We start from the raw sequence: 21,885 nt of genomic DNA, 5'->3' as shown, positions 1-21,885 counted from the left end.
TTATGGAACGTGAATTGCAGTTCTCAAAAATGCATGGCTTAGGCAATGATTTTATGGTGGTGGATGGTGTCACTCAGAACGTCTATTTTTCACCTGAACTGATTTGCCGTTTAGCGGATAGGCATACTGGCGTCGGTTTTGACCAGCTTTTACTGGTCGAAGCCCCTTATGATCCTGATCTCGATTTCCATTACCGTATTTTTAACGCAGATGGCAGTGAAGTTGCACAGTGTGGCAATGGAGCACGCTGTTTTGCACGTTTTGTCCGTTTAAAAGGTCTGACAAACAAGCAGAAAATTAAAGTGAGCACCCAATCTGGGCGTATGACTCTCACAATTAATGAAAATGATGATGTTTGTGTGAATATGGGCGAGCCTGATTTTGAACCGCAAAACGTCCCGTTTCGTGCCGTGAAAGCGGAAAAGACCTATATTATTCGAGCACAAGAACGTACAGTGTTTGCGGGTGTTGTTTCCATGGGTAACCCGCATTGTGTGGTACAAGTGGACAGCGTGCAAACCGCTGAAGTGGAGGTTTTAGGCCCTGCGTTAGAAAGCCACGAACGCTTCCCTGAACGTGCCAACATTGGTTTTATGGAAATTGTTAGCGCGGACTATATTCGCTTACGTGTTTATGAACGTGGTGCGGGGGAAACTCAAGCGTGCGGGAGTGGTGCATGTGCCGCGGTTGCCGTGGGAGTAGGACAGGGCTTATTAGCTAACCGTGTTCGTGTTGATTTACCGGGCGGTTCCCTCGATATTAGTTGGGAAGGCCCCGGATCACCGTTGTATATGACAGGGCCCGCGACCCATGTTTATGATGGAGTGATCCAAATTTAATCTTGATTGAGTGTAAAGAGGGGAATAATGGATAAGCGTGAACAAGTGCCAGAGATTGCTCAGTTAATTGATGAGCAAGATGTGGTGCAATATTTAAAACAGAACCCTTATTTCTTTATTCGCAATGTGTCTCTTGCTGAACATATCAAGGTTCCTCATGCCGTGCAGGAGGCTATCTCGCTTCCTGAATTGGTGATGAGTCGTCAACGTCAAAAAATCAAAAATCTCGAACAGGACATCCGCTTTATGGTGGAACAAGCCCACGAAAATGGGCAACTGTTCGATGAGCTTCTTTATCTCGTCATTGAAATGTCTTCCGCAAATAGTTTGCGGGAGATGCTGTTTGTGTTGAATCGCTGGGCTAAAAAGCTCGGGCTATCGGGGGCTTCTGTACGCCTGTTTAGTGATAGCTGGCGATTATCTGCACCATTGGATGCCTACGAATTGGTGCTCCCACGCCGCGTTTTTGAACCCGTACGTATTCAGCGTTTTGGGGATAACCTCAATTATCTTGGTCGACTAAATGGCCCTGAGCTCCAGCTTTTACTTCCAGATGCCCAAAATGTGGGCTCAGTGGCGATTTCGCTGTTTGGGCATCATGGGGAATCCGGTATGGTGATATTTACCAGCCGTGACCGTGAACACTATCAACATGGCATGGGCACAGTAATGCTGGAAAAAGTGGCTCAAATTCTACCGAGGTTATTATGTCAATGGATAGAACGCCTGTAGACATTCAGCCCGAAGGGCTGATGATTCAAGTGGAAGCCTTCTTACGTTATCTCCGCGTTGAGCGCCGGTTAAGTCCGGTCACGATAACGAATTATCGCCGCCAATTAGGTTCGGTTTGCCAAATTTTAGGTGAACTGAAAGTGAGCCAATGGCAGCAGCTGGATATGGCGGTGGGGCGCAATATTGCCGCAAAAAGTCGCCGAACCGGCTTGCAAGCAGCGAGCATGGCATTAAGACTTTCCGCGCTACGTAGTTTCTGCGATTGGATGGTGCAGCAAGGGGAATTACCAGCAAACCCAGTTAAAACTATTCATGCTCCTAAAGCAAAAAAACGTCTGCCTAAAAATATGGATGTGGACGAAGTTTCCCAATTGTTGAATATGGACAGTGGCGACCCGCTCGTGGTGCGAGATAGAACCATGCTGGAAGTGATGTATGGCGCGGGATTACGTCTTTCTGAGCTGGTTGGTTTGGATGTGAAGCACCTTGACCTCAATTTAGGTGAGGTTTGGGTGATGGGGAAAGGCAGCAAAGAACGCAAAATTCCCCTAGGAAAAACGGCAGTGAGCTGGCTAAAACGCTGGCTTGAAATGCGTGAATTGTACGAGCCTGTCGATGGCGCGGTATTTATTTCCACGAAAAGTGGTAAGCGTATCTCGAATCGCAATGTGCAAAAGCGGTTTGAACAGTGGGGCATCAAGCAAGCGGTGAATAGCCATATAAATCCCCATAAATTACGTCACTCTTTTGCAACTCATATTCTCGAATCAAGTGGTAATTTACGTGGGGTTCAAGAGTTATTAGGTCATGCTAATCTCTCTACCACCCAAATCTATACCCATCTTGATTTCCAACATCTCGCTAATGTTTATGATGTGGCACATCCGCGAGCGAAGAGGGAGAAATCTTAATGCACTTTTACCGTCCGTTATCACCCATCAAAGCGATGACGTTTGATTTGGATGATACGTTGTACGACAACCATCCCGTGATTGATAAAACGGAAGAAGAAGTTTTACGGTTTATTCGTGAATATGACCCGCGTTTTCATCATTTTACGAACGATGATATTTATGCATTTCGCTATCTTGTGGAAGAACAAGAGCCGGATATTCGCCATGATATTACCCGCTGGCGCTGGTTATCGTCGAAAATGATGCTGTGCCACTATGGTTATAGTAAAGAGGATGCCCTCAAAGGTGCAGACGATATTATGGCGCACTTTACCTACTGGCGTAATCAAATTCATGTCCCGCAATCCACCCATGAAACGCTAGCAAAATTAGCCGAAAAATTACCGCTGGTGGCGATTACGAATGGAAACGCAGAGCCGCAAGCCTGTGGGTTGGGGCAATATTTTCAGTTTGTATTAAAAGCTGGGCCTGATGGGCGTTCTAAGCCATGCTGCGATATGTACCATCTTGCCTCTACACGCTTGAATATCGAGCCGAGTGCCATTTTACATGTTGGGGATAATCTGCTGACAGACGTAGAAGGGGCGATTAATAGCGGTATGCAAGCTTGCTGGTTCAACGTGGATCATATGACGTTAATGGATGAGAAAGAGGGGCGCATATTGCCTCATGTGGAAATTTGTCGGTTGGATTCTCTCTTGTCATTGGTATAATCCTTTCTCTGTATAAAAATACAGTGGTGGTAATAGCCGCTACTGTCTTGCTTTGATGGTAACTATGGACGTCTCATATCTGCTCGAAGGTCTTAATGACAAACAGCGCGAAGCGGTTGCCGCCCCGCGTACTAATTTACTGGTGCTCGCAGGGGCGGGTAGTGGTAAAACACGCGTATTGGTACATCGCATTGCGTGGCTGATGTCAGTGGAGAATGCTTCTCCGTTTTCAATTATGGCCGTGACGTTTACCAACAAAGCTGCCGCAGAAATGCGTCATCGTATCAATCAGTTGGTGGGTACTAGCGAAGGCGGTATGTGGATCGGTACTTTCCATGGTCTCGCGCACCGTTTACTTCGCCAGCATTATTTGGATGCGAATCTGCCGCAAGATTTCCAAATTCTAGACAGTGATGACCAATACCGCTTGATTCGTCGTCTGCTTAAAGCCATGAATCTTGATGAGAAGCAGTGGCCGCCTCGTCAGGGAATGTGGTACATCAACGGCAAAAAAGATGAAGGGCTACGTCCCCAGCATGTTGAAAGCTATGGTAATCCAGTCGAAGCGACATGGCTGAAAGTCTATCAAGCTTATCAAGAAGCCTGTGATCGCGCTGGGCTGGTGGATTTTGCCGAATTACTGCTACGTGCTCATGAGCTATGGCTGAATAAGCCTCATGTTCTTCAACATTATCGCGAGCGTTTTACCAATATTTTGGTAGATGAGTTCCAAGATACCAACAGCATTCAATATGCGTGGATCCGCGTGTTAGCGGGTGACACTGGCAAAGTGATGATCGTGGGTGATGATGACCAGTCAATCTATGGTTGGCGTGGCGCTCAAGTTGAAAATATTCAGCGTTTCTTGAATGACTTTCCCGGCGCACAAACTATCCGTCTTGAGCAAAACTACCGCTCTACCAATAATATTTTGAAAGCAGCAAATACCCTGATCGCCAATAACAGCGACCGTCTTGGTAAGAATTTATGGACAGAAGGCGGTGATGGTGAGCCTATTTCCCTTTACTGTGCCTTCAATGAGCTTGATGAAGCTCGCTATGTGGTTGGACGAATTAAACAGTGGCATGAAAATGGCGGTGCGCTGCAAGATTGCGCCATCCTTTACCGTAGCAACGCCCAATCCCGTGTGATGGAAGAAGCGTTAATTCAAGGCGCGATGGCATACCGTATTTACGGTGGTCAACGCTTCTTTGAACGCCAAGAAATTAAAGACGCCTTATCCTATTTAAGATTAATTGCTAACCGTAACGACGACGCCTCTTTTGAACGTGTGGTGAATACGCCGACTCGTGGGATTGGTGAGCGCACGTTGGATACCGTTCGCCAGACTGCTCGAGATCAGCAACTGACATTATGGGAAAGTTGTGAGTACTTACTTCGCGAGCAAGTTCTTGGTGGACGTGCGGCAAGCTCTATCGAGCGTTTCCTCGAGTTAATCGATGCGCTAGCTAAAGAAACTCAAGAGATGCCACTGCATGTACAGGCTGACCGAGTGATCAATGATTCTGGTTTGCGTGCCATGTATGAACAAGAAAAAGGCGAAAAAGCTCAAGCGCGAATTGAAAACTTGGAAGAGTTGGTCAACGCAACCCGCGATTTTAGCTATCAAGATGAAGACCAAGATTTGATGCCATTGCAGGCATTTTTATCCCATGCGGCATTGGAATCTGGAGATAGTCAAGCGGATGCCAGCCAAGATGCGGTGCAATTAATGACGCTGCACTCAGCAAAAGGTCTGGAATTTCCTGTCGTATTTATGGTGGGCGTGGAAGAAGGTATGTTCCCAAGCCAAATGTCGATGGATGAAAGTGGGCGCTTAGAAGAGGAGCGCCGTCTTGCCTACGTGGGGATCACCCGCGCTATGGTGAAATTGACAATTACTTATGCAGAAAGCCGCCGTTTATATGGTAAGGAAGTTTACCATCGTCCTTCACGTTTTATTGGAGAACTGCCGACGGAGTGTGTGGAGGAAGTTCGATTAAGAGCCACGGTTTCACGTCCTGTTAGCCATCAACGTCTTGGCACACCGATTAGCCAAAATGATTCTGGTTATGCGCTAGGGCAGCGAGTGATGCACCCTAAATTCGGTGAAGGCACGATTATTAATCTCGAAGGTAGTGGAGAACATTGCCGTCTACAAATTGCCTTCCAAGGGCAAGGGATTAAGTGGCTGGTAGCGTCTTATGCGCGGTTAGAAATGCTGTAGATCTCGATAAAATATAGCACCGCAAAGGATTGTGGTGCTAGTCAAAAATAAATCCTAAAAACATTATATTATATTAAATAATTATTCTTTATATTTATATTCTAAATATATAATTTAAATATTTGTTTTTTATTTTAACCTACTATAATCTCTAATTTCATTTTAATTAAATTAATTAATGGAGATTTATCATATGGAAAATGAAAAATTTACTCGTTTAAATGAAAAGTTATATTTGGCTAAATTAAAGATGGAAAGGGTTAATCATCTATTAGATGAAGCAAATAATAATGCGTATAAAGCAATAGAAAATATGAATTCTACGGGTGATAAATTGTCCATGTCTCGCCGACGTGATGCTGGTTCAATGAAAAAAACCATGAATAAGGTTGGGCATGAAATAAATAAGCGCTCGATTGAGCAAATGGAAAAAGTAAGAATAATTTCGAATATGTTATTAAAGCAAGAATCTATGCTTACTGATTTGAAGGAAGATAATGGCTCTTATAATCAAGTTGAAATTGATTTTTATATTAAAGAAGTCAATCAAGATTTAAAGAATAGTCAAACTTGGAATAAACCAGAATATTCTTTCAAAAAAATAGACTTCACTAATCATGGTGGATTAAGGGGCATGATTTTCACACCTATTGCTAATTTTAATAGAAAAAGCGATGAATTAGCCAAAGAAATTTATGAGCTTAACGTTTTGATAAATGAAATGAATCAGGAACGTTTAAATATTGAATTAGATTTCTTTGAGGGCATGAAGAAATCGATGCCATCAAATACCCAATTTCAGCCAGCAGGTGCACTCACTGAGCAAATTGCAGGATTTAAACCCGCTTATGAGAGTAATGCTTCGTCGAGTATTGATACACCAATATTAGACCAAAAACCTATCAGTCATATTAAAGGTTGCATCGGCAGAACGGCAATGTGTGGAATAACACACTAACGATATCGTCTTGTCGATTGGTTGAGGATGCTCGATGGTTATGTTGAGCATCCTTAATGAATTTCATATAGTGATCTTCATTTTCTTTAGTATCAATACGATAGATTTTACTTGAACTCCTATATTTAGAAACTTCTCCTTTTAGGATTAATCATCGATACGGTTGTTGAATCATCAAGATTTACGTTTTTTATTTTAATTTTTTCCGATAATCAAGTATAAAATCTTACCTAATAACCATTCATAGATTCATCATGTCTATCAATCAACTTATTGATTCACTTTCCACACAGGGCTGGTATGTGTGGGACGATTTTCTGAACCTATCAGAAACTCAGGCTATTAAAAGTTGTATCCCCGATACGCTGCAAGACGCGCGTATTGGCTATCAAAACACGTTACAAGACAACAAAACCATCCGCGGCGATCAAACGGTGTGGCTTGAACCAGAAATGGGGGCGCCTGTCCTTTATTATCTGGATAAGATGGAAAGCTTGCGTCAGGAACTTAACTGTCAGTTATTCCTTGGATTACGAGACTTTGAAACCCATTTTTGTCGTTATCCTAATGGTGGATTCTATAAAAAGCATGTGGATAACTTCCGTGGGCAAGGGCGCCGTCGAGTCACCACTGTGCTGTATATGAATGAGTCATGGCAGCAGGGGGATGGTGGTGAAATTGTGATGTATGACATGCAGGATAACGCGCTATTTACCTTGGAGCCATTAGCGGGCCGCATGGTCTTTTTTATGTCTGAAGATTTTCCCCATGAAGTTCTACCTACCCAAAAAAAGCGTGAAAGTATTGCCGGTTGGTTCCTGACTGAAAAAATACTGTAACCCTTTCTCGTCTATGCCGCCTCTGCAAAGGGGCGGGCTGTGAATTAATCATCTTAATAATAAAACTAAAATTTACATATAAATAATAAGTTTGTTTTTTAAATTATCTGCCTTTATTTTAAATCTATTATCTTGGTTGGCATAAAGATAATGAATTTTTATTAATTTAAATATAAATAAAGGATGAATTATATGATTAATTTAAAATCTGTATTATTAGATCTATTTATTCAGCAAGAAGAAAAGTCACTCCATAATAAACAAGAAATAGATGAACCGCTAATTTCTGACTGTTTTAATGGCTATGAAAATGAATCGATGATGATTGAGCAAATAGCTGTATTAGATTCAACAGATGGTAGCTCGGTTGATAACAATCTGTTGAGTGCATTTGAGACAAAAACTATTAATTGTGAAATTATCCTTGGTGACCTGTATTGCTACTAGGTAGCAAATTGGGGAGCCACAGATTTATTGTGGCTTCCCATAACTTAGTTAACCCGCTTAAATTCTTTCCCAGCAAAAACTAATGCGGCATTTCCTCGTTCAATTTGATAGTGAGAAAGATGGCGCTGCTTATCTAGAGAGCTCAGTTGTTGAGATTGAAATTCACTGAGCTTCCAATGAATTAGCTCTTTTGCCAGCTTCTTATTCGCATGTTGGCTACGTTCCGATTGGACTTTCACGCTAATCCCTGTAGCGACATGTTTGGCACGCACCGCGGAACAGGTTTTATTCACATGTTGGCCACCAGCACCTTGAGATTTTGTGAATTCATATTCGATTTCACTCTCTTCTAAAGGGCGGATAGGTGAAAACGCTATCACGCTAATAAACCAATTTTTGCGTTTATGTCGTGGTCGCAGAGGGCTTTGGCATTGCCACTGAACGGTTCCACTCCACGCCTTGACCAGTTGCTCGCTCTGTTTCCCCTCTAAGGAGACTAATACGGACTTTAGCCCCTGTTTTGAGGGAAAAGATTCTAACACATCCACTTGAACATTCTGCAAAGCTGCCTCTTTTAAAAAACAGGAAAACGCTTTTTCGACAGCAATGCAGCATTCATCAGGCCCTTGAGCTGAGGAAAATTGTAATAATGCCATTAGCAATCTCCGCTCGTTTTATAAGTGATCACTGGCGCTAAGCGAGCAATAACCTGAATGATGCCGACATTTACCATGCTTTCGATAACGGTCTCAATGGATTTATAGGATTGCGGTGCTTCTTCATAAATCAATTGTTTGTTTGCACAAATAACGCGACTGCCCAATGCGGTTCGGGATAGCTGTAATGGCGTATATTTATGTGATAAACGACCTTTGCATTCCGTTCGCATCCATTTTCGCCCAGCGCCATGAGCAAGGGAATTCAAACTCAAATCACTGGCAACCGGTGCCACCAAATAACTGTAATCACCGCGAGAGCCGGGAATAACCACAAAACCTCTATCTGAAGGTGTTGCTCCTTTACGATGTAACCAGCCATCTATCCCGTCGATACGGCATGGCTCAACAAGATTATGGTTGAGGTCTAAACGTTGCTCCCCTGAAGCCTTAGCTTGCTGCATCATCCGCAGTCCAATCAACTGGCGATTGATCTGCGCGAACTGTAGCGCATCTTGGTGTGCATTGAGGTAAATCTCAGCCTCAACAGATTGCTCATCCAGACCATTATGGCTATGTTGCTCAACATGTTGGCGAAGAATGGATTGCCCCAACCCGCGTGAGCCACTGTGCACAAGCAACAACAATTTTTGTTTATCAAGACCGCTTTGCTCAAACAGTTCTTGGTTTATGATTTTATCGACGGATTGAAACTCTGCGAAATGGTTACCACCACCGATGGAGCTGAGTGATGCCATAAAATCATGGGATTTCATGGATTCAGGAACGTGCTCATCTAGCCACTCTTGCGGGGCATGGTCCGTCATTTCAGACAGCTGTTTTTCCAGCTTATCCAAGTTGACTTTGGCGCGCTTAATATCCGTCTGGAACAGGCTCATGCCACAGCCGATATCGTTACCCACCAACGCTGGGTAGAAGCGTTTAGCCGAGAAAAATGCTGCGCCAATTGGATAGCCACGCCCTGGGTGTAAGTCAGGCATGCCGACCACAGACACCATGTCGGGTAAATTAGCGGTTGTTTGTAATTGTTGGATTGCTTTACTTTCAATCCATGTAGATTCTGTCGCGATATAACGAATATGTTCGCCCACAGAATGAAGGGTATTGCCCATAAGCTATTAACTCATTTTTAATGTGAAAAATAAGGTGATTAGCAGGCAAGTTTGAGAGGATAGCTGAACTAACGTTTAAAACGATTTTTAACGTCTAAGACTATTTCTGAGGCTGCCCGCAAAGAGTTTGATTAATTGTTGTCATGATGAACCTCCTTGCAGTGAATTGATTGAATTAATGAAAACGCGGCGGATATTAACGGGAACTTTTTTGTTTTGCAAGAGGGAAAATAAAAAAAGGTGTGAAATTAATCTTTATCCTAAAGGAATTAATAAATGAGGAATTAATTATTTTCATCATAAATAAAAATGAAAAACTCAAATTTATATTTAATTCTAGATTTGAATGTTATAAAAATATTTCATTAAGATAAGCGCAAACAGGTATATTTTCGCTATTTTAACTTTGCTACTCTTTTCCTGGGTGCTTGATCTTACTCAGTTTAAGAATTTATTTTTGGTCTGGGAAAGAAAAAGCCCCGTTAGTGACAATTTGTGATTAAAATCAATGGAATCATGTGTGTGTCGAACAGAGAAATAAGAGGTCAATGAGGGATGGTAAAATATATAACGATGGCAGTCATACTTACTTGCATAGTCATATTGGGAACCACTTTATTCATAAGAGGTAGCTTAATTTCTTTAGAAGGCGGTGGTGGCTGTAAAATTGTTGATGTGAAAGTAATTGAAAAATTGAATTAAACATATCTGTTATTTATTTTGATATTTTTTACAATCAGATGATTTTTTTATTTTAAATAAAAAGTGCCAAAATATAATTGTGGCACTTTTTACTATTTTAACTTATTAAAAAACTACGACGCGATATGAACCGTTTTTCCGCCCACAATGGTACGGAGCACTTTCACATTTTCAATATCATCAGCTGGGATGGTAAATACGTTGCGATCTAGCACGATCATATCCGCGAATTTGCCTGCTTCGAGTGATCCTAAAACCTCTTCACGATGTTGTGCATAAGCAGAATCAATCGTTGCCGAACGTAAAACCTCGATCACGGTCATATCACGGTCGTTATCCAGTCTTGGGGCTGGCTGACCATTAATGTCGCGGCCACGGCGAGTTGCGGCGACTTTCAAGTCATACCACTCGTCAAAGTCGTCGATTGGCCAGTCACTACCAAAGGCCACTACTGCACCTGCATCAATAAACTTAGCGATCGGCTCTAGCTGTTGGAAACGGGTTTCGCCCAGCATATTTTTTTCGAAAGCTGCCAGTTCAGGGGTTGGTGCTGCCCACTGGAATGATAAGCACGCAATGGTTTTTAGGCGTGCAAAGCGAGCATAATCTTTGGCGTCAACCAGCTCATTATGGGCAAGGCCTGGGCGGATATCTTTCTCTGGGTGAGCTGCACGCATTTTTTCAATGGCATCCAGCACGATAGAGACGGCACCTTCACCGACGGTATGCAAGTGAGGATCGTAACCCGCTGCGGCGATTTTTTCGAGCAGCTCATCCAGAATTTCAGCTGTGAAATAGAGGTCGCCGTAATTATCGGTTTCGACCCAATTTGGCGCTGAATCAGTACCTCTGTTCACGCGGTATGGCTGCAATAATGATGCAGTCATGGTTGGGTATTGCAGCACGCCATCCACAAACATTTTGATGTTACGCAGACCGATACCCGGTGTCGGAGTCCACTTCGCTTGGTGCCATTTTTTGGCGAACGCCACGGCTTTATCGACAGCAGCAGCCACGGCAGCCACATTCGGGGTATCATCAGGCGTGATTTCGCGTGCAGCTTGGAAACGCAAAGTGAGTTCGCCACGTTGCTGGAGCTGGTGAAAAGCCTCTAATTGTTGCTCAGAAACGCGGGCATCCATCACCATGGTAACGCCTTGCTGATTCAATACTTTTTGAACTAATTCAGCGACTTCAACTGCTTGTTCATCGCGAATAGACGGGATGCTATCCGCAGCACGCATGGCTGGCGCATCTTCTAAAATGCCATTAAGTTCGCCATTTTCGTATTTACCGATTTTGCCATCGGGTGGTTCAGGGGTTTCTTTGGTGATCCCGAATAATTCAAGGGCGCGGCTATTGGCTAAGAGGGTATGGCAGTCATTAGAAAACAGGACGACTGGGCGCTTCGTATTGAGCTTGTCCATATCTTCACGGTACATATCAATACCTGCTGGTAACATGCCTTGGCGTAACCATGCAGTGACTTTTAGCCAGTCATTTTCACCCGTGCGAGGATCTTTATCGAGGTGATCTTGCACGCGCTGTAAAATTTGGTCGATAGTCAGGGATTCGTAATTAAGATGGCAGCCGAACAGCTGAATGCCGCCCCAAAATGGGTGCATATGTCCATCAATGATCCCTGGCATCATCATCTTGCCTTCAAGGTCGATGCTCTCGGTTTCTGGGCCAACATATTGGTGTAATTCATCTGAAGTCCCTGTTGCAAGAATATAACCTTCTTTCAAGGCGATAGCGTCGACAACACTATCTTGACTGTCTGCGGTATAGATATAACCGTTGAAATAAATCACATCAGCAATTTTATTATTCATCGTAAACCGTCTGTATCAGGGGCTCCTACGGAGCCAGAACCAAAAAACAATGGGGAAGATAAGCTTCCCCATAATCAACGAAAGGTACTGGAGGATTAATTGATAATCATCTCAGTCTCGGCATCAGAGATAGCAGGTGGACGACGAGTAAAACCATGAGTCAGAAGCGTGAGGTAGCCTGCCCCTGCCGCTAGCCAGCATAAGCCGACTGTGAAGGCTTCTGCATCTAAGCTTGTCCATAACCACAAGGTTAAAACAACCCCAATGGATGGCATGATCAGGCAAGTGAGCAACTTGGTATTATCCAAGGAAGCTTTGCGGTCAATGTAGAAATGTTTGATGACTGATAAGTTCACAAAGGTAAAGGCTATCAGCGCACCAAAGCTAATCATCGACGCAACCATGCTGAGTGATAACACCAGCGACATTAATGAAGCCACGGCCACAAAGATAATGGAATATACAGGTGTATTCAGGCGCGGGTGCAAATACGCAAAGATAGAGCGAGGCAGCACACCTTCACGACCCATTGCATAGAAAATACGCACAATACTGGCTTGCGAGGTCATCGCAGAGGCAAATACACCGATAACATAAGCGGTAATAAAGCTCGATGCCATTAAGGAGGCGCCGATCCACTTCATTTTATCGCCTACTTGCTGCATTACCGCGATACTGGCGACATCCGTATTAGGGAGAAAATCTTGCCATACTGGGTACATTAAATGTGCGCCGTAAGAGATGGTAATAAACAAGGCTCCCGCAATAAATACGGTATATAAAATCGCTTTCGGTAAAGCACGACGTGCGTCTTTTGTCTCTTCGGCCATGGTCGAAATAGCATCAAAGCCCAAGAAGGCTAAGCACAGTACCGCAGCACCCGCAAACAGCCCTGACACTTGTGATGACATCACGGTGAGCGGTGCCATCAGCGCTTCAACATCAAGTACCATCGCGTTTTGCAAGCAGATGTACAAGAATATGGCGATGAAGACAAATTGCATCAAAATAATCAGCATATTCATCCAAGATACCAATTTGATACCTAAAATGTTCATGATGCTGACAACAGCGATGGTTGAGCAGATTATCACTGGCATTGGGATGTTCGGGAAAGCTTCGTGGACAAAGATCCCAATCGCAATGTAGTTAATAATCGGCAGAAATAGATAATCCAGCAGTTGTGCCCAACCAACAAGAAATCCAAGAGTGCCACCAAAGGTTTTTTGCACATACGAATAAGCAGACCCAGAAAGTGGGAGTGCACTGGTCATACGGCAATAGCTCATGGCAGTGAAGAAGACAGCAGCGAGCGTAATTAAATAAGCGATAGGCAGATGCCCTTCACTTAATACAGTCACTTGTCCATAGGTGGTAAAAATTCCGAGTGGCACCATATAGGCCAGCCCGAAAAATACTAACGCAGGGGTGGTCAGTACACGTTTCATTTGAACGGTATTCTGTTGCATTTTGAAGCCCTTCCCAAAAGCCCTTAACAACGTTAACTCTTTCTGAATACACAGGCCGAGTGAACCTAAAATGCAGCCATATAACTTGAGCTATAGCACTACATGTTTTGTTTTTTACATACACAAATCATTTAATTAGGTATGTGGATAGACGCCTTGTATTCAATTTCAGAAAACCTCGCACCAGGACAGAATATAAATCACTGTCATCGTGCGCACTTTAATGAAACGTCAGTAATGAATCGGACCATTACCATCCGCTGGGGTGAATACAAGCGGCGTACAATATAATTATCAAGTTCCTATTAAGCAATCATTTATTTCAACAAATAAATATACTGTTTTATTTCAATGGGTTGATATTTGAAAGGTGTATTAATAAGGTGGAATTTAACGTAAGTTAAATATGAATCAAATTTACGATAAAATCAAGGAATAAAACGTATTGTAATGCATTGAAATTTAACAATAAAATGTTTTATTTTGAAATTAACTAAAACAAGAAGAAAATACCCAAAAGGTAAATTATTTTAATAAAAATAAGCTAATTATATTAAATAATTTAACCTTTTTAGTTCCATTAAATGAAACGTGCATTAAATGGGTAATATAATATGCAGGTTAATATTAATTTAAGTCAGATATTATGGGCACGAATGCCCATAATAGGGAAAATTAAATTCTATTTTCTTCTGAGTTTCTGCTGTGTATATAAAGCATCTAAAGTAAATAAAATTAATGCAACCCAGATAAAACCAAATGTAATTAACAATTCTTGGGTCATCACTTCACCATACACAAAGACGGCAAGTAAGAACATGATGCTTGGGCCTAAATACTGGAAGAAACCTAATGTTGATAGCCTTAAATGGTTAGCGGCTTCAGTAAACAGTAACAATGGCACCGTAGTAATAATCCCCGCTGCAATCAGGAGAATGTTTAAATGCCAGCTGTTCATGGTCATGTTGCTTGTCGGGCTATCTGCAAAGAATAGCAGGAAGATAATACCAACAGGGAGTAACCATAAGGTTTCAAATGTCATACCAATTTGTGCATCGACACCCAATTTTTTACGTAATAAACCGTAGGTGGCAAACGTCACAGCAAGGCTTAATCCAATGATTGGCACGGAGCCAAATTGCCAGAGTTGAATTAATACGCCAGTGAGTGCTAATCCGACCGCAACCCATTGCATTCGGCGGAAGCGCTCATGTAAAAATATCATGCCAAACAAGACGTTAACCAGAGGGTTGATAAAATACCCTAAGCTGGCTTGCAGCATATGCCCATTATTCACCGCCCAGATATAAATCAGCCAGTTAGACGCAATTGTCACGGCGGTCACACCTAAAATTAAGATCTTTTTAGGCTGCTTTAATATTTGGCGGAAATAATTCCAATGGCGCGTAACTGTCAGTAATAACAGCATAAAGAAGAATGACCAAATAATACGGTGAGTCAAAATTTCTTCAGCTGGCACTTCTTTGATGGATTTAAAATAAATGGGAGCGACACCCCAAATAAAATAAGCGCCTAAGGCACACAGTACGCCTTTGGTAGTATTTTGTTGGCTCATGAATAGCTCTGAAAGTGATATAAAGTCAAACTGAGAGATCGAAACCAAGAATGTAAGAGGCTCGATTTGTGATGTCGTTAATGTGACATTGCTCAGGTTTTTTTACAAGCTATTAGTTAATGAGGTTATTAATTATTTACCAAATTGTTTCATGCAATTTGTTCACATTATCCAATCAAATAGGTCGCTGTCGCAGTAGCAATATGCTGATTTTTCTCATTATGTAATTCACAGCGGGTCACTGCGATTTTATTACCATCGCGTAGCTAGCTGGCGCTAGCGATAAACATCTCTCCGCGGCCAGGGCGCAAATAGTCAACGCGCAAGTCAATGGTGCCCATTTTTGACATCTTTTCGGCAATGTCTTGATGCACGAGAGGCTCAATGCGTTGCAGGATCCGGTTAATACACACCATGCCGCCCGCCACATCTAATAAGGATGCAATCACGCCGCCATGCAGAATATTTTGGGTGAAATTACCGATCAGCTCAGGGCGATTTTTCACAGATAGCTGGACTAAGTCATCCGTCATTTGTAAAAGCTCAATTCCAAGTAATTGATTAAAAGGCATTCTATAGATAAATGCATCACTCATAAATTTGCTGGCTTCTTCGAAGGTATAGATGCGGTCATTCATTTTAGGATCCTTGTCTATGATGTTAATGATAAGTTAACATTATGTATGTGCTAATATCTAGAAAACAAATGAATAATCTTTCAACGGTTGATCGTTTTTCGGTGTAAAATGAGACAAATTTTTTCACCGCAGTTGAAATAGGAATGGCAAATGCGCGCTTTACAAATGTTGTTGAGTTCTGTGCTCTGTTTCTGGTCTGTTTCACTTTTTGCATCTGACAATACCAACGAACCGGCACAGCAGGATACTGAAAATCATACACCCGTTCGCGGAAGTATTATTTCGGGGTTACTGCAAAATTATGATAACCCATTCGTTCTGTATCCTTATGAACCCAATTACATCATTTATACCTATACGTCTTCGATAAATAAGAAAGCCATCGCGAGTTATGATTGGGGTAATGATGCACTGAAAGATGAAGTGAAATTCCAATTGAGCTTGGCATTTCCTATTTGGCGCGGTATCGCGGGGGAAAACTCCGTTCTCGCGGCATCTTATACTCAGCGTTCTTGGTGGCAATTAAGTAACAAGAAAGAATCTTCGCCATTTCGTGAAACCAACTATGAGCCACAGATTTTTGTTGGTTGGGCGCTAGATAACCAATTTGCGGGCTGGACGTTACGTGAATTCGAAACTGGCTTTAACCATGAATCAAATGGTCGATCCGATCCGACATCCCGTAGTTGGAACCGTGTTTATGCCCGAGCAATGGCGCAAAAGGGTGACTGGCAAGTTGAATTAAAACCGTGGTACCGCATTCCTGAAAGTGAAAGCAGCGATGACAACCCAGATATTAATAAATATCTCGGTTATTACCGCGTAAAAGTGGGGTATGCACTTGGGGATAGCGTTATTTCAGCTGCCGGACACTATAACTGGAATTCAGGGTATGGTAATGCCGAATTGGGTTGGAGCTACCCAATGACAAAGCACGTGCGCTTGTATACCCAACTTTTTAGCGGTTATGGTGAGTCGATGATAGACTATGACTATCGCCAAACGCGTTTTGGTATCGGTGTGATGCTTAACGATATCATGTGATCTGGGCAGACATCCCAGTCATTTCAGGGTAATATCTTGCCAATAGCTGCTCTTTTCGGGCAGCTATTTGTTTCAACCTCTAGAGGGAATTCGTGTCTACCGCTTGCGTTATCAATCAACTTTCACTGGCTGAAAATGTGCTCAATAGCACGTTCGGTTACCAATCCTTTCGTCCGGGGCAAGATGCTGTCATTGGCGGTATTCTCGATGGTCGTGACTGCTTAGTATTGATGCCAACAGGGGGCGGAAAATCGCTCTGCTACCAAGTGCCTGCGCTGGTTAAACAAGGCATTACGCTGGTGGTGTCACCTTTAATCTCCTTAATGAAGGATCAAGTTGATCAACTCAAGTTACACGGTGTTGAAGCGGCTTGTTTGAATTCCTCACAAACCCCTCTAGAGCAGCGCCAAATTATGGAATTATGCGCTCAAGGGAAAATCAAACTTCTGTATGTGGCACCAGAGCGTTTACTGACTGACTATTTCATTCAGCAAATTGGTAGCTGGGATATCGCCTTATTAGCGGTAGATGAAGCGCACTGTATTTCCCAATGGGGCCATGATTTCCGTCCTGAATATCGTTCATTAGGTCAATTACGCCATTCCTTACCGAATGTGCCCGTGATGGCGCTGACTGCTACAGCAGATGAAACCACGCGCGCTGATATTATTCGCTTACTCGAGCTTAATGACCCATTAGTTCATGTGAGCAGCTTTGACCGCCCAAACATCCGCTATACCTTAGTCGAGAAATATAAACCGTTAGATCAATTATGGTTTTTTATTAAGGCTCAGAAAGGTAAGTCAGGGATTGTTTACTGTAATAGCCGTAGTAAAGTTGAAGAAACCGCGGAAAGATTACAAAAACGTGGCTTGAGTGTCGCTGCTTACCATGCTGGTTTGGAGAGTGCCCAGCGCGACTGGGTGCAAGATGCATTCCAGAAAGATAACCTGCAAATTGTGGTTGCGACCGTGGCATTTGGAATGGGAATTAACAAGTCCAACGTCCGTTTTGTGGCGCACTTTGATATTCCTCGTAACATTGAAGCGTATTACCAAGAAACGGGACGAGCAGGGCGTGATGGCGTCGAAGCCGAAGCCATTCTATTTTACGATCCTGCTGATATGGCGTGGCTCCGTCGATGTTTAGAAGAAAAACCAGCGGGAATGCAGCAGGATATTGAACGTCATAAATTAAATGCCATTGCTGCCTTTGCCGAAGCGCAAACCTGTCGTCGCCTGGTTTTACTGAACTATTTCGGCGAAAATCGCCAAAAACCTTGTGGTAACTGTGATATCTGCCTTGATCCGCCAAAACGTTATGATGGGCTGATGGATGCGCAAAAAGCACTCTCTTGTATTTATCGCGTTGGGCAGCGGTTTGGTATTGGCTATATTGTTGAGGTGCTACGAGGCGCTAACAATCAGCGAATTCGCGACTTAGGGCACGATAAACTACCGGTGTATGGTATTGGTAAAGAGCAGACTAATGAACATTGGGTGAGCGTTTTACGTCAATTAATTCATTTAGGCATGATCACTCAAAATATCGCGCATTTCTCCGCATTACAGTTAACGGAAGCGGCTAGGCCCATTCTGCGTGGTGAAATGCCATTACAGTTAGCGGTTCCACGTGTTTTAGTCACCAAAAGCCGGAATCAACAAAACAAAATTTATCATGGCAATTATGATAAGAAGCTGTTTGCCAAATTGCGTAAATTACGTAAATCCATTGCGGATGAAGAAAATATCCCGCCTTTTGTGGTTTTCAACGATGCAACGTTGATTGAAATGGCTGAACATTGCCCGACTAAACCCGTTGAATTATTACTGATAAATGGGGTTGGTGAGAAAAAATTAGAGCGTTTTGGTGAGGCGTTTATGACACTCATCCAAGATCATCTAGAAGGTTATGAATGAGGAAACCCCATGTCGCCAGATAGTCTAAAAGCCAGTTGGTTAAATCGAGAAACTGAGTTTTCGGCCTTTACCAACGGTCCGCTTTTAGATTTTTGGCAATTACGTGAAGAAGCTGAGTTTCTTGGCGTTGATGACATTCCTATTCGTTATGTGCGTTTTATTCATGCAAAGCACCATAAAGCCGTGGTTATATCACCGGGTCGCAGTGAAAGTTACGTTAAATACCCTGAAGTCGCCTACGATTTTTATCATTTAGGGTTCGATGTTTTTATTATTGATCATCGTGGGCAAGGGAGATCTGGCCGTATGCTGGCGGATCCCCAAAAAGGGCATGTTGAAAAATTCACAGATTACATCGATGATTTTGAAAAATTCATTGATTTAGAAGTGAGAGATCGTCACTATCCTAAATGCTATGCGCTGGCTCATTCGATGGGGGGCGCGATCCTCGCAGGGTATTTACTCCGAGATAGCGTGACATTTGACGCTGCCGCATTGTGTGCTCCCATGATTGGCGTTAATTTACCGATGCCTCATTGGCTCGCGAGCTTTATTGTTGAGCGTGCAGAACCGCGCCGCAGTGTGCGAAATGATTATGCAGTTTCTACGGGGAAATGGCAGCCATTACCTTATTTAATCAATGTGTTAACCCATAGCCAAGAGCGTTATCGACGCTACTTACGCTACTATGCGGATTATCCTGAATTACGTCTCGGTGGTCCAACTTACCACTGGTTACGAGAAAGTTTTGCGATTGGCAAAGAGCTGGTTGCGAAAGCGGGAGAGATTGAAACCCCTCTGATGCTCCTTGAAGCGAGCGAAGAGAAGGTAGTCAGTAATCGAGAGCTACAAGCTTTTTGTCAAAGTCGGCAAAAAGCGCAAACAGGACGAGAAGAAAAATTACCCCTCATTATCGAAGGGGCTCACCACGAAATCCTGTTTGAAATAGATGCATTGAGAGCCATGGCCCTCAATGCAATTTGTGATTTTTTTGAGCAGCATTAGCCATAATTAGGGATCTTGTATGAAATATCCGGTTGTTGCTTCCGATTTGGACGGAACACTTTTATCTCCCAATCATGATTTAACCCTGTATACCAAAGACACTCTTAAGCAGCTTGTAGCGACCGAAGAAGTACGATTTGTATTCGCGACGGGACGCCATCATATTGATGTTGCACAGATCCGTGATGGTCTGGGTATTGATGCTTATATGATCACCTCGAATGGGGCGCGTATTCATAACACCAATGGCGACCTTATTTTTGCGAACAACGTTGACTCGCAGATAGCGAAAGAACTGTGCTTAATGGAGTTTGATCACCCAGAAATTCTCACCAATTACTACCATGGCGATGATTGGTTTATTAACCGTGAAAGCCCTGAGCAGAAAGAGTTTTTCAAAGAGTCTGTGTTTAATTACCAACTGTTTGATCCCCGTAATTTCCCAACATCGGAAGTCTGTAAAGTGTATTACACCAGTGAAGATCACGATTTACTGGTAGATCTGCAACAGCGTATTCAACGTCGTTGGCAGGACAAGGTTCATGTTACTTTCTCCTTGCATAGTTGCCTTGAAGTGATGGCTGGCTCCGTTTCTAAAGGGGAAGCATTGAAACAAGTCACAGCATTGCATGGTTATGGAACCCATGATTGCATCGCGTTTGGTGATGGCATGAATGACAAAGAGATGCTGAAGTTAGCAGGCAAGGGCTGCATTATGCAAAATGCTCATCAGCTGCTGAAAGATGCTTTACCTCAGATGGAAGTTATCGGGTCTAACCAAGATGATGCGGTTGCTCGTTATTTGAGAAGTAAATATTTAGACAACAAATAACCATTTTTTCTATGTGTATAAACAGAAAGCCAGATAGAATAAAAAACTATCTGGCTTTTTATTTGCCTTTTGCCATGAATGATAACGAAAAGTGCTATTCATCAAAATTAAGGTGTTTATCCTATTTTGTCTTCTGACGAGTAAATTTAAACTAGTTCAGATGAAAAGCGAGTTTAGGCTGTATAATCTGCCAAATCAGCCGATAATAACGGGTATTACTGTGTCGCCAGTTGCCATACTGCACTGTTGAGGGTTACTTAGGATGAAAAAAATTGCGTTAGCGCTGTTGTTAGGATCTGTTTGTTATAGTTCATTATTATTGGCTACACCGGCGAAACCAACGACCGCCAGTGAACAGACGACGATAGAGCAAATTACGCAGTTAGCTGAAAAAGGTGATCCCGCGTCTCAATTCCTGTTAGGTGAGCGTTATTTTAAAGGTCAGGGCGTTTCCCAAGACTCCAAAGTGGCTGCAGAATGGTTTATCAAAGCCGGGGATCAAGGTAATTCAGATGCCCAGTTCCGCCTTGGTACTATGTATGTCAATGGTTTTGGTGTTCGCCGAGATTATGATAAAGCGATGCTGTGGTACGAAGAAGCCGCTAAAAATGGTGATACTCGCGCAGAAACCAACATGGCCACCATGTATGCACAGGGCTTAGGGGTTAAACAGGATCTGGAAAAAGCCGCATACTGGTTTAGAAAGGCAGCGCAAGGTGGCAATGTGATTGCACAGTTCAAAATCGGGCAAATGTATTCGATTGGTAGTGGCGTCGCATTAGATAATGAAAAAGCCGTGTTTTGGTTCAGAAAAGCCGCAAAACAGCGTGATGCAAATTCCCAAGACCGTTTAGGGGTGATGTACTCTGAAGGGAAAGGGGTGAAAAAGAACCTACAGCAAGCGTATGCATGGCTGTCTACCGCGGTTTATAGTGGCAATAAAGAGAGCCAACGTTTACAGAAAAAAATCGCAGAGCAGTTGAACGCAGAAGAGCTGAAACAAGCGCAAAAACTGGCTGATAACTACATTAAAACCTACGGTAATAGCGAAGAAAGCTAATTCGTCCAATATTAATTTAGCGGGATATCAGCAGGTATCCCGTTAATCCAATCACAGACAGAATCAAATATCCCCAGCAAAAGCGGTAAAATCGATTATATCCCCATCCTCGGCGTACACTCAGTTGCAGCGTTTTTGTCGACAATTGATGAACTTTCAAACGGTAAACCACCAAATACAGCAGGCTGAATCCTTGCCACAGATAGAGCGTATTAAAGGCAAAATCCTTTCCGACAATCAGCAAAATCACCAACGGGATCAGAAAAAACAGAATGGAGCCTATTCGCTCATACTGTGCAATTTTCAATTTGATAGATTCGTCTTGGATTTCTACTGCTTGGGTCATT

17 protein-coding genes and 3 pseudogenes are annotated in these 21,885 nt (G+C 42.9%); 13 read left to right on the top strand and 7 right to left on the bottom strand.

The features are described 5' to 3' along the window. The first annotated feature begins 14 nt into the window (after positions 1 to 14). The 8 genes from dapF to GKR74_RS07210 all read left to right on the top strand — a co-directional run bounded on the left by dapF (position 15) and on the right by GKR74_RS07210 (position 7,669). Complete coding sequence (gene dapF, locus GKR74_RS07245) at positions 15 to 839, top strand: diaminopimelate epimerase (protein WP_181478845.1); 825 nt, start codon at positions 15 to 17, stop codon at positions 837 to 839. A gap of 27 nt (positions 840 to 866) precedes the next feature. Further along, on the top strand, positions 867 to 1,571 hold the full coding sequence (locus GKR74_RS07240; protein ID WP_154603078.1) for a DUF484 family protein: 705 nt from the start codon (positions 867 to 869) through the stop codon (positions 1,569 to 1,571). Continuing rightward, on the top strand, positions 1,553 to 2,482 hold the full coding sequence (gene xerC, locus GKR74_RS07235) for a tyrosine recombinase XerC (protein ID WP_154603077.1): 930 nt from the start codon (positions 1,553 to 1,555) through the stop codon (positions 2,480 to 2,482). The genes GKR74_RS07240 and xerC overlap by 19 nt, the downstream gene beginning before the upstream one ends. Then, entirely contained in the window at positions 2,482 to 3,198 is a 717-nt protein-coding gene (gene yigB / locus GKR74_RS07230; protein ID WP_154603076.1) for a 5-amino-6-(5-phospho-D-ribitylamino)uracil phosphatase YigB, read from the top strand. The genes xerC and yigB overlap by 1 nt, the downstream gene beginning before the upstream one ends. 64 nt (positions 3,199 to 3,262) lie before the next feature. After that, positions 3,263 to 5,425 carry a DNA helicase II gene (uvrD, locus tag GKR74_RS07225; RefSeq protein ID WP_154603075.1) on the top strand — a complete coding sequence of 721 codons (2,163 nt, stop codon included), beginning with the start codon at positions 3,263 to 3,265 and terminating at the stop codon, positions 5,423 to 5,425. 193 nt (positions 5,426 to 5,618) lie between these two features. Continuing rightward, positions 5,619 to 6,383: a hypothetical protein gene (locus GKR74_RS07220; RefSeq protein ID WP_230089132.1), complete on the top strand. Its 765-nt coding sequence runs from the start codon at positions 5,619 to 5,621 to the stop codon at positions 6,381 to 6,383. A 254-nt stretch (positions 6,384 to 6,637) separates the two neighbouring features. Continuing rightward, the gene (locus tag GKR74_RS07215) at positions 6,638 to 7,222 is read left to right on the top strand and encodes a 2OG-Fe(II) oxygenase (protein ID WP_154603073.1); all 585 of its coding nucleotides are present in this window, start codon (positions 6,638 to 6,640) and stop codon (positions 7,220 to 7,222) included. Positions 7,223 to 7,414: 192 nt separating this feature from the next. Beyond that, positions 7,415 to 7,669 carry a hypothetical protein gene (locus tag GKR74_RS07210; protein ID WP_154603072.1) on the top strand — a complete coding sequence of 85 codons (255 nt, stop codon included), beginning with the start codon at positions 7,415 to 7,417 and terminating at the stop codon, positions 7,667 to 7,669. Between the two features lie 44 nt (positions 7,670 to 7,713). On the opposite strand, the gene prfH is transcribed toward GKR74_RS07210, so the two are convergent. The 6 genes and pseudogenes from prfH to GKR74_RS07180 all read right to left on the bottom strand — a co-directional run bounded on the left by prfH (position 7,714) and on the right by GKR74_RS07180 (position 15,678). Next, positions 7,714 to 8,325 (bottom strand): peptide chain release factor H, encoded by a 612-nt coding sequence (prfH, locus tag GKR74_RS07205; protein ID WP_154603071.1) that lies wholly within the window; start codon positions 8,323 to 8,325, stop codon positions 7,714 to 7,716. Further along, positions 8,325 to 9,458, bottom strand: coding sequence for an RNA ligase RtcB family protein (locus GKR74_RS07200; protein ID WP_154603070.1), 1,134 nt, complete (start codon positions 9,456 to 9,458; stop codon positions 8,325 to 8,327). The genes prfH and GKR74_RS07200 overlap by 1 nt, the downstream gene beginning before the upstream one ends. 815 nt (positions 9,459 to 10,273) lie before the next feature. Further along, a complete protein-coding gene (locus tag GKR74_RS07195; protein WP_154603069.1) occupies positions 10,274 to 11,995 on the bottom strand; it encodes an amidohydrolase in 1,722 nt (573 codons plus the stop codon). A gap of 95 nt (positions 11,996 to 12,090) precedes the next feature. Continuing rightward, positions 12,091 to 13,464, bottom strand: a complete 1,374-nt coding sequence (locus GKR74_RS07190; RefSeq protein ID WP_154603068.1) for an APC family permease — start codon at positions 13,462 to 13,464, stop codon at positions 12,091 to 12,093. A 682-nt stretch (positions 13,465 to 14,146) separates the two neighbouring features. After that, entirely contained in the window at positions 14,147 to 15,040 is an 894-nt protein-coding gene (gene rarD, locus GKR74_RS07185; RefSeq protein ID WP_154603067.1) for an EamA family transporter RarD, read from the bottom strand. A 167-nt stretch (positions 15,041 to 15,207) separates the two neighbouring features. Beyond that, positions 15,208 to 15,678 (bottom strand): annotated as a pseudogene (locus tag GKR74_RS07180) (thioesterase family protein). A gap of 150 nt (positions 15,679 to 15,828) precedes the next feature. Here GKR74_RS07180 and pldA point away from each other — a divergent pair. From pldA to GKR74_RS07155, 5 genes and pseudogenes are all read left to right on the top strand, one after another. After that, positions 15,829 to 16,719, top strand: a pseudogene (gene pldA / locus GKR74_RS07175) (phospholipase A); the annotation flags it as partial. Between the two features lie 95 nt (positions 16,720 to 16,814). After that, a pseudogene (recQ, locus tag GKR74_RS07170) lies at positions 16,815 to 18,629 on the top strand (ATP-dependent DNA helicase RecQ); the annotation flags it as partial. Positions 18,630 to 18,650: 21 nt separating this feature from the next. Further along, a complete protein-coding gene (gene pldB, locus GKR74_RS07165) occupies positions 18,651 to 19,646 on the top strand; it encodes a lysophospholipase L2 (protein ID WP_154603065.1) in 996 nt (331 codons plus the stop codon). A gap of 19 nt (positions 19,647 to 19,665) precedes the next feature. After that, positions 19,666 to 20,478 carry a sugar/pyridoxal phosphate phosphatase YigL gene (gene yigL / locus GKR74_RS07160; RefSeq protein ID WP_154603064.1) on the top strand — a complete coding sequence of 271 codons (813 nt, stop codon included), beginning with the start codon at positions 19,666 to 19,668 and terminating at the stop codon, positions 20,476 to 20,478. Between the two features lie 262 nt (positions 20,479 to 20,740). Further along, positions 20,741 to 21,538: a tetratricopeptide repeat protein gene (locus GKR74_RS07155; protein WP_154603063.1), complete on the top strand. Its 798-nt coding sequence runs from the start codon at positions 20,741 to 20,743 to the stop codon at positions 21,536 to 21,538. Between the two features lie 16 nt (positions 21,539 to 21,554). On the opposite strand, the gene GKR74_RS07150 is transcribed toward GKR74_RS07155, so the two are convergent. Continuing rightward, complete coding sequence (locus tag GKR74_RS07150) at positions 21,555 to 21,884, bottom strand: hypothetical protein (RefSeq protein WP_154603062.1); 330 nt, start codon at positions 21,882 to 21,884, stop codon at positions 21,555 to 21,557. Between the last annotated feature and the right edge of the window lies 1 nt (position 21,885).

Source organism: Providencia sp. wls1914, from assembly GCF_009706645.1.
Lineage (GTDB): Bacteria > Pseudomonadota > Gammaproteobacteria > Enterobacterales > Enterobacteriaceae > Providencia > Providencia zhijiangensis.
This window is presented reverse-complemented; position numbering and strand designations above follow the sequence as displayed.

Excerpts from the sequence above, each read along its gene's own strand:
- yigL (WP_154603064.1), top strand. The coding sequence starts at position 19,666 with ATGAAATATCCGGTTGTTGCTTCCGATTTGGACGGAACACTTTTATCT.
- GKR74_RS07240 (WP_154603078.1), top strand. The coding sequence starts at position 867 with ATGGATAAGCGTGAACAAGTGCCAGAGATTGCTCAGTTAATTGATGAG.
- GKR74_RS07195 (WP_154603069.1), bottom strand. The coding sequence starts at position 11,995 with ATGAATAATAAAATTGCTGATGTGATTTATTTCAACGGTTATATCTAT.
- prfH (WP_154603071.1), bottom strand. The coding sequence starts at position 8,325 with ATGGCATTATTACAATTTTCCTCAGCTCAAGGGCCTGATGAATGCTGC.
- GKR74_RS07215 (WP_154603073.1), top strand. The coding sequence starts at position 6,638 with ATGTCTATCAATCAACTTATTGATTCACTTTCCACACAGGGCTGGTAT.
- yigB (WP_154603076.1), top strand. The coding sequence starts at position 2,482 with ATGCACTTTTACCGTCCGTTATCACCCATCAAAGCGATGACGTTTGAT.
- GKR74_RS07155 (WP_154603063.1), top strand. The coding sequence starts at position 20,741 with ATGAAAAAAATTGCGTTAGCGCTGTTGTTAGGATCTGTTTGTTATAGT.
- GKR74_RS07220 (WP_230089132.1), top strand. The coding sequence starts at position 5,619 with ATGGAAAATGAAAAATTTACTCGTTTAAATGAAAAGTTATATTTGGCT.
- GKR74_RS07190 (WP_154603068.1), bottom strand. The coding sequence starts at position 13,464 with ATGCAACAGAATACCGTTCAAATGAAACGTGTACTGACCACCCCTGCG.
- rarD (WP_154603067.1), bottom strand. The coding sequence starts at position 15,040 with ATGAGCCAACAAAATACTACCAAAGGCGTACTGTGTGCCTTAGGCGCT.
- GKR74_RS07200 (WP_154603070.1), bottom strand. The coding sequence starts at position 9,458 with ATGGGCAATACCCTTCATTCTGTGGGCGAACATATTCGTTATATCGCG.
- GKR74_RS07150 (WP_154603062.1), bottom strand. The coding sequence starts at position 21,884 with ATGACCCAAGCAGTAGAAATCCAAGACGAATCTATCAAATTGAAAATT.
- uvrD (WP_154603075.1), top strand. The coding sequence starts at position 3,263 with ATGGACGTCTCATATCTGCTCGAAGGTCTTAATGACAAACAGCGCGAA.
- GKR74_RS07210 (WP_154603072.1), top strand. The coding sequence starts at position 7,415 with ATGATTAATTTAAAATCTGTATTATTAGATCTATTTATTCAGCAAGAA.
- pldB (WP_154603065.1), top strand. The coding sequence starts at position 18,651 with ATGTCGCCAGATAGTCTAAAAGCCAGTTGGTTAAATCGAGAAACTGAG.
- xerC (WP_154603077.1), top strand. The coding sequence starts at position 1,553 with ATGGATAGAACGCCTGTAGACATTCAGCCCGAAGGGCTGATGATTCAA.